Consider the following 15,429-nt stretch of genomic DNA (forward strand, 5'->3'; position numbering starts at 1 on the left):
GCTCCCACAGGCGCCAAACTCTCGAACAAGCATTGGGCAGAAGTTATGGATTTCCAGTCGCTAGCGGACATTCCGCGCCGATATGCAGTAACTTCACCATCGCACATCGCGCTACAGTATGAGACGCGGCGGACCACCTACGCACAATGGGACCTGATATCTAATCGTGTCGCCAATGCGCTTGAAGGCGCGGGTGCTCCGACTGGAGCCCGCGTGGCTTATCTCGGAAAGAATTCGGACGTCTTCTTTCACGCCTTGTTCGGCTGCGCGAGAATTGGAGCGGTCCTCGTTCCGATAAACTGGCGACTTGCGCTTCCCGAAATCTGCTTCATCTTGAAGGACGCGGACTGCAGGCTGCTGTTCATCGGCCCCGAATTCAGACCTTTCATTGACGCTATCCGCAGCGAGTGTCCCAGCCTTCTGGCGATCGTTGGAACGGAAGATTCTGTCGAAGGGGTACCCTCATTTCACGAATGGATCGCGGGACAGTCTGAATTGGATCCGAGCCGCCCCATCGCAAGCGATGACGTCATCCTCCAGCTCTACACTTCTGGTACGACCGGGCTTCCAAAGGGAGCGCAGCTTACCCACCGCAATCTGCTATTCTCGACGAAGCTCAGCCAGACCGCCCCCCTTGGCAGTTGGCGCGAAGATGACATCTGCGTGCTACCGCTACCGGTCTTCCATGCAGGAGGGGTTGTGTTTGGCCTCAACAGCCCTTGCGCGGGCGGCACTGTTATCGTGGTCCGCGAAGCCCAGCCGACCCTGATCTTCGAGGCCTTCAGAAACGCGCCGGGACCGGTGACCCGACTTGGCCTCGTGCCGGCTATCATTAAGGCGGTAGTCGAACATCCTGACCTTGCGACGATCGATTTTTCAAGTTTGCGAACGTTGACTTACGGCGGCTCGCCGATCGCGTCAGGAGTGCTGCAGAGGGCGATTGAAGCCATCGGCCCGGTGCTGCTTCAGCTTTTCGGCATGACGGAGACTGCAACGGTTGGAACAGCACTCTTGCCCTCGGATCACGACCCGCAGAACACTGTTCGTCTAACGTCGTGTGGACGTTGCCTGCCAGGGGTCGAGGTCCGGATTATCGATTCCGATGGCAAGCCAGCACGAACAGGCAAGCCTGGGGAGGTGCAGATTCGCTGCGAAGCGGTGATGGCAGGATATTGGAATCATCCCGAAGCCACCAGTGCTGCCTTAAAGGACGGATGGTATCACACGGGTGACATCGGATATTTCGATGGTGACGGCTATCTCTATATTCTGGACCGGCTGAAGGACATGGTCATCTCCGGCGGCGAGAATGTCTATCCGGCTGAGGTCGAGCGGGTCCTGATCGAACATCCCGCTGTGGCAGATGTCGCGGTTTTCGGCGTTCCTGACGCGAATTGGGGCGAAGCGGTGAAGGCTGCCATCGTGCTACGGGCCGGACAGAACTTATCCGAAGACCAGCTCATCGCCTTCGCTCGTTCGCGATTAGGTGCCTTCAAATGTCCTAAGAGCGTCGACTTCGTTACGGAGGTGCCGCGGAATGCATCCGGTAAAGTGCTAAAGCGTGTATTAAGAGAACAGTATTGGAACGGGATCAACCGCAACGTGAGTTGATTATGACTGGCGCTCAGCCCGCTTGCCTTGGAACCGTGCGACAGAAAGCGCTCACGCACCTTGCCGAAGGACGTTCTTCTTTGCCACTCGGGGCGCAGGCGCGGTGAATCCATACAAGAATTGGTCGACGACCATATCTGCGAATTCGGTCGGAGTGATGCCGCCCGCTGGGTCAAACCAAGTATGGCTGAAATTGAGGATACCGAACAGCATCATTGCGTAGATCTTCTTAGTTCGCTTGACGATCTTGCCTTCCTTGTCCAAGCGGGTCAGGAGATCGGAGACGATGTCGACGATCTGCCGCTCGAGCGACCTGATGGCGGTCTGCTCGGATTCACTCAGAAACGACAGGTCGTTCAGGATCAGCCGCTGCTCGTTCGATGAGCGCGCGTTGAGCTCGACGATGGCGCGGATGGCCGCGCGAAACTGGTCGAGCGTCGTGGACTCGCCCGCGATTGCAGCTCCGACGTCGGCGATCATCCGCCGGACATGGCCATCGAGAATCGCGAACAAGATCGCTTCCTTGGACTGGAAGTAGTGATAGAGCGCTCCCCGCGACAGGCGACAGGCTTCGGCGAGTTCGGCGATCGAGGCGCGCATGTAGCCCTGTTGGGCAAATAGTTCGCATGCGGCGGTCAGAATGCCGTGCTGAATGTCGTCGTAGTTCTCAGAGCGAGTCCGCGCCATCGTGGTCTTTCGATTTTCGGCCGCCCGAATTCTGAAGGCCGCGAAATGAATCTCCCGGATGTTTTTGGTTACTTCCGACACTGGAAGGGCGCAACGATATTTCTCCCCAAGAGGCTGGTATCCGGAGAAAAAATTGTTTGAACGGTCGGCCGGATTATATTATAATGCAAACCAATAGCAGACTGACCGGGGGATCCTACCGCCGGCGCTTTTCGGGGGAGGATGCCGTGCTGAGGCTCGAGCGAAATATCATTGCGACCGCGGTTGCCATGGGCGAGTCGTGCTTGGCGGTTCGGCTGGCCCGCATCTGCAAGGATGGCCCGACGATCAGAAATGGCAATATCGCCCCAGGGGCAGGTCTTTGCTGGGCACGACGGCCTTGCGCGGTCGGATCAGGTCGGTTCGAGCCATGATCGCCTCGTCGCAGCCTCACCCGAGCAGCGATCCCCCCACCTCAGCGCGCGAGGGAATGCTCGAGTTTCGCAACGTTCGCATCGTCTACGACAATGCGATCGAAGCCATCCGTGACGTCAGCATCGCGGTGCCGGCGGGCGGGATCGTCGGCCTGCTTGGCTCCAATGGAGCCGGCAAATCGACGCTGCTGAAGGCGATGTCCGGAATTTTGTATACCGAGGAGGGCCGGCTCGAAAATGGCTCGATCAGCTTTCGCGGCGCAAGCGTGGATAGCCTCGCTCCTGACGAGCTTGTCCGTCGCGGCATCGTTCAGGTGCCCGAAGGTCGCCGCGTATTCCCGGCGCTTACGATCGACGAAAACTTGCAGATGGGAGGATACACGAGAAGCGCCGCCGAGATCCGGGAGCAGCGCGAGAAGGTGTTCGGCCTGTTTCCGCGTCTCTACGAACGGCGCGACCAGATCGCGGGCTACATGTCCGGCGGCGAGCAGCAAATGCTGGCAATCGGGCGTGCCTTAATGACCCGTCCAATGCTGCTGGCGCTCGACGAGCCTTCGCTCGGGCTTGCGCCGCTGATCATCGACCGCATTTACGAGGTGATCGCTAAACTGCGCGACGAGTTGAAATTGACGGTGCTGCTTGTTGAGCAGAACGCACAACGCGCGCTCGACATCTGCGACTATGCCTACATCCTCGAGACCGGACGGGTCGTCCTCGATGGTCCCCCGTGCAAACTCAGCGCCAACCAGGACGTACAGGAATTCTATCTCGGCATGTCTGGCTCCGGCAGGAAAAGCATGCGTGAGGTCAAGCACTACAAGCGGCGCAAGAGGTGGCTCTCGTGACTCCCCTGCTCTCGATCGAAAACCTCAGCAAGAGCTTCGGCGGCCTGAAGGCCGTCGCCGACATCAATTTGTCGGTGATGGCCGGGGAGATCTGCAGCGTGATCGGCCCCAATGGCGCCGGGAAGACGACGCTGTTCAACATCATCAGCGGTGTGCTCCGTCCGAGCAGTGGTCGCATCGTGTTCAACGGGACAGACCTTTCTCGCGTATCGCCTTCGCGCTTTGCGGCAATAGGGATCGGCCGCACCTTCCAGAATCTCGCACTTTTTAAGCATGGGACGGCTGTCGAAAACATCCTCACCGGCCGCCACACCCACCTTCGCTCGACCGTTCTCGATTCCGTGCTGTACTTCGGCCGAACGCGCAAGGAGGAGATCGAGGCGCGCAGATACGTCGAACGAATCATCGAATTCCTCGAGATCGAACATGTCCGTGACGCCGTCGTCGGCACCCTGTCCTACGGACATCAGAAGCGCGTCGAGCTCGCCCGCGCACTCGCCTGCGAGCCGAAGCTCCTGCTGCTCGACGAGATGGTGTCCGGTATGAACCAGGAAGAGACCGAGGATATCGCTCGCTTCGTGCTCGACATCCGTGACGAGCTCGGCATCACCGTTGTCATGATCGAACACGAGATGCGGATTGTGATGGACATCTCTGACCGCGTCCACGTCCTGAATTTCGGCCGCAAGATCGCCGGCGGGACGCCTGATGACATTCGGCGCGATCCGGCTGTTGCCGAGGCTTATCTCGGCGGACATCGCTCCCGCGGCCAGGCAAAGACGGATTCCCATGTCGATGCTTGACATGTTGCGGACGGTTCAATCGGCACCATCGACCGGTGCCAAGCATAGCGTTGGCCGCGAGGCCGCGTCGCCTGCGTCACTGCAGCACGCGCTGCAGAGCGCCGCCATCACCCTGCCGCAGTTGCTGCGCGAACGCGCCGCCCTGCACGGCGACAGGTTGGCGCTGCGCGAGAAGGAATACGGTATCTGGAACCGCTATTCCTGGCGGCACTATTACGAAACCGCGCGCGCGGTCGCGCTCGGCCTGCTCTCGCTCGGCATCAAGCCGGGCGACCGGGTGGCGATTGCCGGCGAGGACACGCCGGAATGGTTCTATGCCGACCTCGGCACCCAGATGATAGGCGCCATCGCGGTTGGCATCTATCCGACCAATCCCTGGGTCGAACTGCAATACATCGCCCGGCACTCCGGCTCCCGCATCGTTGTCACCGGCGACCAGGAGCAGACCGACAAGGTGCTGGAAGCCATGGCGAGAGAGGGCGGCCTGCCCGCGCTCGAGGCGATCGTCTGCATCGACATGAAGGGTCTTCGGCACTACGGCCAGGAGCAGCTCATGTCGTTCGACGGGCTGTGCGAGCTCGGCCGCGCCTATGCCGCCGAGCACCCGGACGCGAACGCGACCCTCGACCGCCTGATCTCGCAGGGCTCGCCGGACGACACCTGCATTCTGGTCTACACGTCCGGCACCACCGGCCCGCCGAAAGGCGCGATGCTCACCCACCGCAACCTGACCTACTCGGCCTACACCTACGCCCGCGCGGTCGGCGTCGCCGACAAGCAATTCGACTCCGTCTGCTACCTGCCGCTCTGCCACGTCGCCGAGCGCTGCTACTCGGAGGTGATGCAGCTCGTGCTCGGCGGCATCGTCAGCTTCGCCGAGTCGATCGACACCGTCGCGCTCAACATCCGCGAGATCGGCCCAACCTTCTTCGTCGGCGTTCCCCGCATTTATGAAAAGCTGCAACAGAACTTCCTGTTCAAGCTCGGCGAGAGCGGACGGCTGCGCCAGCGCGTCACCCACGCCTGCCTCGCGCTCGGACGAACGCTATCCGATCGCCGCCAGCGCGGGCAGAACTCCTGGGGCGACCGGCTGCTTTACGGCGTGCTCTACCTCCTGATGTTCCGCAACATGCAGCGGCATCTCGGGCTTGCCTTCAGCCGCCACCGGCTATGCGCCGGCGCCTCGATCTCCCCGGAGACGCTGCGCTTCTTCGACATCATCGGCCGGCCGGTGTCGCAGGGCTACGGCCTGACCGAATCCGGGGGCGTTGCCTTCGTCCAGAGCGAGACCCATCATCGCATCGGCGGCTGCGGCGTACCCATGCCGCAGACCGAATGGAAGCGCGATTCCGACGGCGAGATCCTCCTAAAGAATCCCGGCGTGTTCAAAGGCTATTTCCTCGACGAGAAGGCCTCGAACGCCTCGATCGAGCCGGGCGGATGGCTGCGCACCGGCGATATCGTCGAGGTCATCGACAATGGAGAGATCGCGGTGGTCGACCGCAAGAAGGCGATCATCATCACCGCCGGCGGCAAGAACATCGCGCCGTCCGAGATCGAGAACACGCTGAAGGATTCCGAATTTATCAAGGAAGCGATCGTGGTCGGTGAAGCCCGCAAATATCTCGGCGCGATCATCCAGATCGACTACGACAATGTCGGCCGCTGGGCGCGGGATCGCGCGCTCGCCTACACCAACTACAAATCACTGTCGCAACTGCACGAGGTGCACGAGCTTATCGACCGGATCGTGAACGAGACCAACAAGCGCTTCGCCCGCGTCGAGAACATCCGCCGCTTCGCGATCCTGGAGAAGGAGCTCGACCATGACGACGGCGAACTGACCGCAACGCAGAAGGTTCGGCGCGCCATGATCGAGAAGAAGTTCGCGCGCGAACTCGCCATCATCTATCCGACGGAGGACCGATGCAGTACCTGATCCAGCTTCTGATCTCCGGTCTTGCTGTCGGCGCCATCTATGGCCTGATCGCAATGGCCTTCGCGGTGATCTACAAATCGACCGGTCTCGTCAACTTCGCGCAGGGCGAAATGACGATGATCGTCGCCTATGTCGCCTGGACCATCTCGACCACGATCAGCGGCAACGTTTTCGTGGTAGCGTTCGGCGCGATCGTCGCGGCGGTCCTGCTCGGCCTCGTCATCGAGCGCGTGGTGATGCGGCCGATGCTGGGCGAGCCGGTGTTTTCGACCGTCATGGTGACGATTGGGCTCGCCGTGATCCTGCGCTCGTCCATCAACTTCATTTGGGACGCCTATCCTCACGCGCTCGATCTCGGCGTCGGCCGCCACGTCGTCCGCATCGGCTCCATCGGCGTGCGCACCGGCCAGATCGCCGTCATCACGACCTTGCTGCTCCTGATCGCCGGCATCTGGGCGTTCTTCCGCTACTCCAAGTTCGGCATCGCGATGCGGGCAGTAGCGGCCGACGACCGCACCGCGCTCTTGATGGGCATCAGCGCGCCGCGCGTCCATGGCTTCGCCTGGGCAGCCTCGTCGGCTATCGCCGGCATCGCCGGCGTGTTCTTCGCGATGTCCTACGATCTGTCGCCCGCGATGTTCCAGCTCGGGCTGAAGGCCTTTCCGGCCACCATCCTCGGCGGCCTCGACGCGGTGCTCGGCTCCGGGCTCGGCGGCCTGTTGATCGGCGTCACCGAGAACCTCGCCGGCGGCTATGTCAGTTCCGGCATGAAGGAGGTCGCGGGCTTCCTCATGATCATCATCGTGCTCATGATCCGGCCGTTCGGGATCTTCGGCGAACGCGACATCGAGAGGGTCTGATGCGTACCGGCGATTTCAAGCAAAGCTATGGCGAGCTCGTCGCGCTGACCGATTCACCGCCGGTATGGCTGTGGTCGGCCGTACTGCTGCTCGCACTCATCCTGGCGCCCTTCTTCCTCAACGCCTATGCGCTGTCCTTCCTGATCATGATCCTGATCACCGTGGTCGGCGCGCTCGGCCTCAACATCCTAACTGGATATACCGGCCTGATCTCGCTCGGTCATGTCGGTTTCCTCGTCACCGGCGCCTATGCCTATGCCGTCGCCGTCTCGAAATACGGCCTGCCTCCGATCGCGGGCTTCGTCGCAGCAGGTATGGTTCCGGCCATCGCAAGCCTCGTCGTCGGGGCGCCTTCGCTGCGGCTGAAGGGGCTCTATCTGGCAATCACCACGTTGGCCTTTTCCTTCCTCATCAACACGCTGATCCTGGAGGCGCGATGGCTCACCAATGGCGCGCGCGGCATTTCGCTGCAGCGCCCCACCCTGTTCGGGATCAGCTTCGACAGCGACGCAGCCTTCACCTATCTCTGCCTCGGCTTTGCCCTCCTCGCCTTGCTCGCCACGCTTAATATCCGGCGCAGCCGTGTCGGGCGGGCCCTCGTCGCGATCCGCGACAACGACACCGCCGCGCGGGTCATGGGCATCAATTTGCATGCCTACAAGCTGCTTGCCTTCGTGACATCGGCCTTCATCACCGGGCTCGCCGGCGCGCTCTATGGCATTTACCTGTCCTTTGTCAGTGTCGAGGGCTTTCCGTTCCTCCTGAGCATCGAGGCGCTGGCGATCCTCATCGTGGGTGGGCTGGGCTCCGCGCTCGGCGTCGTGCTCGGCACCATTTTCATCGTGCTCCTGCCCGAGGTCGCGCGGCTGCTGTTCAACCTGTTCAGCGCGCAGATGGACGCCATGTTCACCACCGGCGCACAGGAGCTGAAGAGCATGCTCTATGGCCTCGTCATCATCCTGTTCCTGCGCTTTCAGCCGCGCGGCCTGGTCGGCGCCTGGCACGACATCAAGCGATGCTGGGTGAATTGGCCACTGCGGTATTGAGACCACGAAACAATCAATGAGGGAGGAGACCATGATCAAGACTTGTGCAGCAGCAATGCTGCTGGCGACTGCCATCCACGCCGGCGCCATAGGCACTGCCGCGGCCGAGCCGGGCATCACCGAGACCGAAATCCTGATCGGCGACATCGAACCGTTGACAGGCCCGCCCGCGCTCCTCGGAGTTGCGGCTTCGATCGGACACAAGGTCGCAATCGCGGAGGCCAACGCCGCGGGCGGCATCAGTGGTCGCAGGATCAAATACGTCCTCGAGGATGACGGCTATGTCACCGCACGCACCATCCAAGGCGTGCGCAAGCTCGTTGACGTCGACAAGGTATTCGCCCTTGTCGGCCTGTCAGGCTCTGGCCAATCCATCGCGGCGATGCCGGTGCTGGAGAAGGCGGGCATCCCGACGGTCATCGACGTGGCGCCGGTGAAGCCGCTTTGGGAGCCGCCGCGCAAGAACGTGTTCATCGTCGGGCAGTCCTACGAGGAAGGGATCAGGCATCTGGTCGCCTTTCTCGCCGACAAGAACCCGGGCAAGAAGTGGGGCCTGATCACGCAGGACGACGATTACGGCATCGCTGTGCACGACGGCTTCGATTCCATGGTAGAGCCCAAGAAGCTCAACGTCGTCTTCAGCGGCAGCTACAAGAAGGGTCAGCAGGACTTTTCATCCGAAATGCTCCAGCTCAAGGAGGCCGGCGCCGAGGTCTTTCTGGCCGGCGGCATCATCGCGGAAAATGTGGCGATGATGAAGGAGCTGGAGAAGCTCAACGCCAAGCCGGTCATCGGCATCTTTTGGCCGGGCCGCGTCGAGCCTGTGCTGAAGTTGATGGGGCCCGCGGGCGACGGCATCTACGCGGTCGATTATGTCGAGCCCTTCGCGGGCGAAGCCGGCAAGGCCTTCCTCGAGAAGGCCAAGCCGCTGCTCTCGGAAGCTGAGTTCAAGGGGATCAATCGCTACACGATGGCTGGCTACGCCGCAGCCAAGGTCCTGATCGGCGCCATCGCGCGCTGCGGCAAGGACCCGAGCTGGGCCTGTACGATCGCGGAGCTGGAGAAGACCTCCAACGTCGAAACCGGGGTGATGGCGCCGATCAGCTTCGGTGCCGGCGTCCGCTTCTCCAACCAGAAGCTGAAGATCATGCAGGCGGATTTCTCCAGCCTCAGCTTCAAGCCGGCCTACTAGGGAGTGTGCTCATTAGGCGGCTGGCCGTCTGATATCCGGGTTGCCGCCACGTCAACCGAAGAGCAGATGGCTTCCGACAAGCGGGAGTTGCTGGTCGACTAACTGACAGAAGTCGACAGCCACCGAGGCGACAGTTTGGCCTGATGGCGCTCTACTTGCCAACCAGGCTGCACTTGCTGCGGTCTAGCGGGCGGAAGGCCTGGTCCGGCGGAATGGTTGCGACCAGCTTGACGAAGTCCCACGGGCCTTTGGATTCCTCGGGCGTCTTGACCTGCACCAGATAAAGATCATGCACCATACGCTGGTCCTCGCGGATACGGCCGTTGGGCGTGTAGGCGTCCGACACCGGCGTCGCCTTCATCCTGGTCATCACGGTCGCGCCGTCGTCGGAGTCGGAATCCTTCACGGCTTGCAGATAGTGTCGCACCGCCGAATAGACGCCGGCCTGGATCTGGGACGGCATCGCCTTGCGTCGCGCGTAGAACGCATCCGAGAACTTTCGGGCCGCCGGTGAAACGTCCTCGAAGAACGAGGTGACGATGAGATCGCCGCGCGTGGCCTTCAGGCCGACGGCCTCGATGTCGACGTTCTGGAATGACATCGGCACGATCTTCATACCCTGGTCGGCGAGGCCGAACTCCTCGGCCTGCTTGATCGCGGTGGCGTTATCGCCGGCGACATTGATCGCGAGGATCTTGGCGCCCGAGGACTGCGCCTGGAGCAGGAACGATGAGTAGTCGGGCGTGCCGAGCTGGGCCTTGACGCTGCCGGCGACCTTGCCGCCGAGCGTCGCGATACGGTCGCGGGCGGTAGCTTCGATCGAATGGCCGAAGGCATAGTCACCGGTGATGAAGAACCACGGCTCCTTGCTGGTCTGCATGACGCCGGAGACGACCGCGGTCGCGGTCGAATAGGCGTCCTGGGTCCACTGCACGCTCGACGGTGCGCAGGCCTCATCGGTGAGCTGGTTGGCCCCGGCGCCGGAGACGAGGAAGATTTTTCCGTTGCCGCGCACGAGCTCCTGCACGGCAAGCGCCGCGCCGGAGCTGCCGCCGTCCGCGATCGCCTGCACGCCGTCGCTGAACCATTTTCGCGCGAGCGAGGCCGCGAGGTCCGGCTTGTTCTGGTGGTCGGCCTGCAAGATCTCGATCGGCTTGCCGTTGATCTTGCCGCCGAACTCTTCCGCCGCCATCCGTGCCGCCTCGACCGAGCCCGGGCCCATCGCTGTCGCGAAGATGCCGTTCATGTCGGTAAGGACGCCGATGCGGATGGCGTCGCCCTTGATCTCGGCGCGCGCAGTGCCTGCGAGCGACAGCGTGACCAGCAGGACGGCGGTGAGTCTCTTGCGATGAATGTCCATGATGTCTCTCGATCCCGGTTGAAGGTGAGCGCGGCAATCGCCGCCCTGAATGGGCCCGCGCGATGACGCAAAGTGTGCTTCAGTTGACGATCTTGCAGGCGGGATCCTCGGGACCAAAGGCCTGGTCGCCGGGAATTCTCGTCAGGAGCTTGTAGTAGTCCCAGTGGTATTTCGATTCCTGGGGCGTCTTGACTTGAGCGAGCCAGAGGTCGTGCACCATGAGGCCGTCGGCCCGAAGCTTGCCACCATGCGCGAAGAAGTCGTTGATCGGCGTGTCGCGCATCCTGCTTGCGACTTTGCCGGGATCGTCGGTCCCGGCTGCCTTGACCGCATTGAGATAATGCATGACCGCGGAATAGACGCCCGCTTGCCACATCGTCGGCATGCGCTGCATCTTCGCGAAGAAGCGCTTCGACCAGGCCCGCGTCTGCTCATCCATGTCCCAGTAGAAGGCGGTCGTCAGCAGCAAGCCCTGGGCGCTTTGCAATCCAAGCGCATCGATGTCGGTGATCAGCGCAAGCAGGGCAGCCATCTGCTGTCCGCCCTGAAAGAGGCCGAATTCACCGCCGGTCTTGATCTCGTTCACATTGTTCGGTGGGCCGCCCGCGATTCCGATGATCTTCGCTTTCGACGCCTGCGCCTGAAGCACGAATGAGGACATGTCGGTGGTTCCGAACGGCGGCCGGGCCGATCCCAGCACCTTGCCGCCCTCGCGCTTGATCACGGCGGTGGCGTCACGTTCCAACGCGTGGCCGAATGCAATGTCGTCGGTGAGGAAATACCAGGTGTCGCCGCCGCGCTTTACCACCTCCTGGGCCGTTCCGACGGCAAGCGCGTGCGTGTCGAATACCCATTGCATGGTGTAGGGCGAACAGAACTTGCCGTGAAAATCCGCCGTTCCGGTCGCGGTGACGATGAGCAACTTCTTCTTCTCGCTCGCGACCGTTTGCACGGCGAGCCCCACCGCCGAAACGGGAACATCCACGATGAGATCGACCTGTTCGGTGTCGTACCATCGTCGCGCGATGGCAGCCCCGATATCAGGCTTTATCTGATGATCTCCGACGATCAGCTTGATCGGCTTGTCCAACACGCTGCCACCGAAATCGTCGATGGCCATCTGAGCCGCGGTGACAGAGCCTTGACCGGTTGGCGTGGACGAGGGCCCGGTCATATCCGATAGCACGCCGATTTTGACTACATCGTCCGAGAGCTGGGCATGAGCGGCTGTCGTAGCCAGGATTGCCGCGGTCAGGATGAGTGCGCGCACCAAGCCGTTCATATTGTTTCCTCTCTTGGATGCCGGATGTGTCCCTTTTCGGGATCGTCTCGGTGGCGGTCAGGCCGGTTCGGCGATCACCTTGTTGCGCAAAATTCCGATGCGGGAGATTTCGACCTCGACGGTGTCGCCGGGACGCATCCACAAAGGCGGTGTGCGCTTGGCGCCCACGCCGCCCGGCGTGCCCGTGACGATGACGTCGCCGGGGACGAGCGCGCAGATCGTCGAGATATAGGCGATCAGGTCGGGGATCGCGGTGATCAGGAGATCGGTGGTGGTGTCCTGCACGACCTTGCCGTTCAGCCGGGTCTGAAGCGTGAGCTTCGACGGATCGGGGATCTCGTCCGCCGTGACCAACCATGGGCCGAAGCTGCCACTCTCCGCAAAGGTCTTGCCGGAGAGGAACTGGCTGGTGTGGCGCTGCCAGTCGCGGATGCTGCCTTCGTTGTAGCAGGCATAGCCGGCGATATGATCGAGCGCGCCGCTCGCGGGAATGTGGCGGCCCTCCTTGCCGATCACGAGCGCGAGCTCCCCCTCATAGTCGAAATCGTCGCTTACCTTGGGTTTGACGATGGGCTGGAGATGGCCGACCTGGCTGCACGGGAAGCGCACGAACAGGGCCGGCTTCTCGGTGACGGTGCGGCCGGTTTCGGCGACGTGGTCGCGGTAGTTGAGGCCGACGCAGATGATCTTGCCGGGATCGGGGATGACGGGGGCGAAGCTGATGGTGTCGAGTGCATGATCGGGTGCGGTGGACGCGACCAGCTTTGCCGCTTCGGCCACGTGGCCGGATTCGAGCAACTGCCGCAGCGTGGTACAGGGCGCCATGCGCCTACCGAGATCGACCACGCCATTGTCCTTGACGGCGCCGAAGGAGGCTCGGCCGCTGGCGATGAAAGAGAGCAGCTTCATGAGGTGTCCTTGAGAGGTGTTTGGTCAGGCCGCTGACGGCACGTCGGTGGGGCGCGTGATCGCGGAGATGAGCCGGTTGAACTCGGCATCGTTACGGGCGGTGCCGCGGATATAGCGGTCGGGGCGAACCAGCGCGGCGGTGATGCCGTGCTCGCGCAGCCAGCGTCCGATCCCGTCGGCATCGTCGTTGGTCAGGATCTTGATGCCGGGCCGCGAGAGAGCGAGATGCGTCGCGCTCTCGACGAGGAGGACATGGCTGTAGCCGATCCGGTCGTCGCCGCGACTGCCGTCATTCAGCGTGAACTGCGGCGCGAGATGTCCGGCGAGCGGCAGGTCGCCGAGCGCGTGCCCAGGGCCGAGCACGGGTTTTTTCACTTCGAGCTTCACGGGCGCATTTTCACGCGCCTGCCCGGCGGCCAGGCCAGCTTCGATCGCCCTGGTATTGATGACGCCGCCGAGGCGAATGGCGAGCTCGATGAACTCGCGTACATGCGGCTGGCGCTCGCTTTGATAGGTGTCGAGCATATCTGACGAGGCGCCGTCGCGACTGACCGCAGCGAGTTTCCAGGCAAGATTTGCGGCATCGCGGATGCCGGCGCACATGCCCTGGCCCAGGAAGGGCGGGGTCTGGTGCGCAGAATCGCCGGCGAGCAGCAGGCGGCCGTGGCGCCATTGCTGCGCGATGACGGAATGAAAAGTGTAGACCGCGGCGCGCTCGAGTTCGCCATCCCCGGGCGTGATCCAGCGTGACAACAACTCCCAGACCTTTGCCGGCTGCGCGACGTCGTTCGAATCCTCGTCCGGCAGGACCGTGATCTCCCAGCGCCGCCGCGTGCCGGTACCGCGCACATAGGTCGCCGGCCGGTGCGGGTCGCAATGCTGGATACTGTAGTCACCGAGATCGTCGCGCGCGCGCTTGAGCAGCACGTCGATCACCAGCCAACGCTCGTGGAAGCCGAGATCGTCCATGCCGGAACCGATGAAGCGGCGAACCAGAGAGCGCGCTCCGTCGCAGCCGATCACATAGCCGGTGCGGACCTCGCTGAGCTTTCCATTGGAAAGATCCTCGTAGCGGACGCGCACGCCAGTTTCGTCCTGATCGAGAGCGAACACCTCGCAGCCGCTGCGCATGCTGACATGCGGCCAGCGCGCGAGGCCGCCGATCAGCACATCCTCCAGATCGGGCTGGTGGAAGCGGTAGCTGAGGTTCCAGCCCATCGGCGTCAGCGTCTGCGGCCGCGACCAGTCCAGCAGCATTTTGCCGTCGGCGTCGAGAAAGAGCATGCCGGGGCTGAGGATGACGCGGGGCAGAATGGCGTCAGCAAGGCCAATGGTCTGGAACACGCGCATGCATTCGTCGTCGAAATGCACCGCGCGCGGCAGATGATAGGTCCGCGCCTCGCGCTCGAGTACCAGCGTCCGCACGCCGCAGAGGCCGAGAAGATTGGCAAGCGCGGCGCCGACCGGGCCACGGCCGACGATCACAACGTCAAACTCCTCGGGGGCGGATTTATCCTGCATGGGGCTATCTCTTCCCCAGGGGGTGCCACCGCTTCAACCGCGTCGCGCAAAGTGTCCACCCAGCGGACGGCCCTGGACTAGACCTCGACCGGAATAGCCGCCGCCGTCTCCTGAAGCCTGCCGACGAACTGCGCCATCGCTTCCTCGATGCCCAGCGCCGAACGAATCCAGATGATGGAGATACAGCCGAACACGGCGTCGTTGCGGACAATGGGCACGGCAATCGAGGCTGTCTTGGGATTGTACTCGCCTTCGGTGCGGATGGCGTAGCCTCGCGCGGCCGTCTCCGCGATCATACGGTCGAGGCGGCCCTCGTCAAGGAAGGGGCGGTCGTCGGCCTCGTCGATGCGGCGGAGATGGCTGATGATGAGGTCGCGCTCGCGCATGGGGCAGGCGGCGAGATAGGCGCGGCCCGCGGAGGTTCGCAGCATCGGCAGGCGCTTGCCGATCATGCCGCGGTCGATCGAGAGCGGGCTGCGCGAATGGGTGGTCTCCTGCACCACCATCGCTGCGTTCTCGTAGGTGGAGAGATCGACCGGCCAGACCAGGCTCTTGCTGAGCTCGGCAAGATAAGGCGCGGCCGCCTGGCAGATCACCACGCCGGGGTCGTAGCCATCCCCGAGACTGAGGGCGAGGCGGGTGACGCGAAAGCGGTCGTCGCTGGCGCTGCGGGCGACATAGCCGAGTTCCTCCAGCGTCTCGAGCAGGCGGTAGACGGTCGGACGGGGCAGATCGAGCGCGCGGGCGACGTCGCCGGCGCGGATGCCGCCGGAGCGGTTGACCTCCTGCAGCACGTCCAGCCCGCGCTTGAAGGCGCGGACGCCCTCCGACTGGCGCGGTTGGCCGTTCCGCGTCCGCTCCTTGGACACCTCGCATTTCCTCCCTTGTGCGGCTTCGCCCCCCGATTATCGTCATTGCGAAGTGAAGCGATTGCGGGATGCCACCGTAGGAGCGTCCGCGG

13 protein-coding genes are annotated in these 15,429 nt (G+C 62.8%); 7 read left to right on the top strand and 6 right to left on the bottom strand.

Going from position 1 to position 15,429, the window contains the following annotated elements:
• Positions 1 to 45 precede the first annotated feature (45 nt).
• The gene (locus IVB29_RS27035; RefSeq protein ID WP_247506453.1) at positions 46 to 1,611 is read left to right on the top strand and encodes a long-chain-fatty-acid--CoA ligase; all 1,566 of its coding nucleotides are present in this window, start codon (positions 46 to 48) and stop codon (positions 1,609 to 1,611) included.
• Between the two features lie 51 nt (positions 1,612 to 1,662).
• Here the strand turns inward: IVB29_RS27035 and IVB29_RS27040 are convergent, their stop codons facing one another.
• Positions 1,663 to 2,298 (bottom strand): TetR/AcrR family transcriptional regulator, encoded by a 636-nt coding sequence (locus IVB29_RS27040; protein WP_247506454.1) that lies wholly within the window; start codon positions 2,296 to 2,298, stop codon positions 1,663 to 1,665.
• 409 nt (positions 2,299 to 2,707) lie between these two features.
• On the opposite strand from IVB29_RS27040, the gene IVB29_RS27045 reads away from it, so the two are divergent.
• Genes IVB29_RS27045 through IVB29_RS27070 form a run of 6 tightly spaced genes read left to right on the top strand, consistent with a single transcriptional unit; the run spans position 2,708 to position 9,396 of the window.
• Positions 2,708 to 3,556, top strand: a complete 849-nt coding sequence (locus IVB29_RS27045; RefSeq protein ID WP_247506455.1) for an ABC transporter ATP-binding protein — start codon at positions 2,708 to 2,710, stop codon at positions 3,554 to 3,556.
• Entirely contained in the window at positions 3,553 to 4,359 is an 807-nt protein-coding gene (locus IVB29_RS27050; RefSeq protein WP_247506456.1) for an ABC transporter ATP-binding protein, read from the top strand. The genes IVB29_RS27045 and IVB29_RS27050 overlap by 4 nt, the downstream gene beginning before the upstream one ends.
• Entirely contained in the window at positions 4,346 to 6,298 is a 1,953-nt protein-coding gene (locus IVB29_RS27055) for an AMP-binding protein (protein ID WP_247506457.1), read from the top strand. Before IVB29_RS27050 ends, IVB29_RS27055 begins: the two co-directional genes overlap by 14 nt.
• Positions 6,286 to 7,158 carry a branched-chain amino acid ABC transporter permease gene (locus IVB29_RS27060; RefSeq protein ID WP_247506458.1) on the top strand — a complete coding sequence of 291 codons (873 nt, stop codon included), beginning with the start codon at positions 6,286 to 6,288 and terminating at the stop codon, positions 7,156 to 7,158. Before IVB29_RS27055 ends, IVB29_RS27060 begins: the two co-directional genes overlap by 13 nt.
• On the top strand, positions 7,158 to 8,204 hold the full coding sequence (locus IVB29_RS27065; protein WP_247506459.1) for a branched-chain amino acid ABC transporter permease: 1,047 nt from the start codon (positions 7,158 to 7,160) through the stop codon (positions 8,202 to 8,204). The genes IVB29_RS27060 and IVB29_RS27065 overlap by 1 nt, the downstream gene beginning before the upstream one ends.
• A 31-nt stretch (positions 8,205 to 8,235) precedes the next feature.
• Complete coding sequence (locus IVB29_RS27070) at positions 8,236 to 9,396, top strand: ABC transporter substrate-binding protein (protein ID WP_247506460.1); 1,161 nt, start codon at positions 8,236 to 8,238, stop codon at positions 9,394 to 9,396.
• Positions 9,397 to 9,547: 151 nt separating this feature from the next.
• Here IVB29_RS27070 and IVB29_RS27075 read toward each other — a convergent pair whose 3' ends face one another.
• From IVB29_RS27075 to IVB29_RS27095, 5 genes are all read right to left on the bottom strand, one after another.
• On the bottom strand, positions 9,548 to 10,756 hold the full coding sequence (locus IVB29_RS27075; protein ID WP_247506461.1) for an ABC transporter substrate-binding protein: 1,209 nt from the start codon (positions 10,754 to 10,756) through the stop codon (positions 9,548 to 9,550).
• 79 nt (positions 10,757 to 10,835) lie between these two features.
• Positions 10,836 to 12,038 carry an ABC transporter substrate-binding protein gene (locus IVB29_RS27080; RefSeq protein WP_247506462.1) on the bottom strand — a complete coding sequence of 401 codons (1,203 nt, stop codon included), beginning with the start codon at positions 12,036 to 12,038 and terminating at the stop codon, positions 10,836 to 10,838.
• 57 nt (positions 12,039 to 12,095) lie between these two features.
• Entirely contained in the window at positions 12,096 to 12,947 is an 852-nt protein-coding gene (locus tag IVB29_RS27085) for a fumarylacetoacetate hydrolase family protein (RefSeq protein ID WP_247506463.1), read from the bottom strand.
• 24 nt (positions 12,948 to 12,971) lie between these two features.
• Positions 12,972 to 14,468, bottom strand: a complete 1,497-nt coding sequence (locus tag IVB29_RS27090) for a bifunctional 3-(3-hydroxy-phenyl)propionate/3-hydroxycinnamic acid hydroxylase (RefSeq protein ID WP_247506464.1) — start codon at positions 14,466 to 14,468, stop codon at positions 12,972 to 12,974.
• 77 nt (positions 14,469 to 14,545) lie between these two features.
• On the bottom strand, positions 14,546 to 15,337 hold the full coding sequence (locus IVB29_RS27095; RefSeq protein ID WP_247506465.1) for a DNA-binding transcriptional regulator: 792 nt from the start codon (positions 15,335 to 15,337) through the stop codon (positions 14,546 to 14,548).
• Positions 15,338 to 15,429: the final 92 nt, after the last annotated feature.

Origin of the sequence: Bradyrhizobium sp. 1 (assembly GCF_023073315.1) — a bacterium.
In the GTDB taxonomy this organism is placed as follows: domain Bacteria; phylum Pseudomonadota; class Alphaproteobacteria; order Rhizobiales; family Xanthobacteraceae; genus Bradyrhizobium.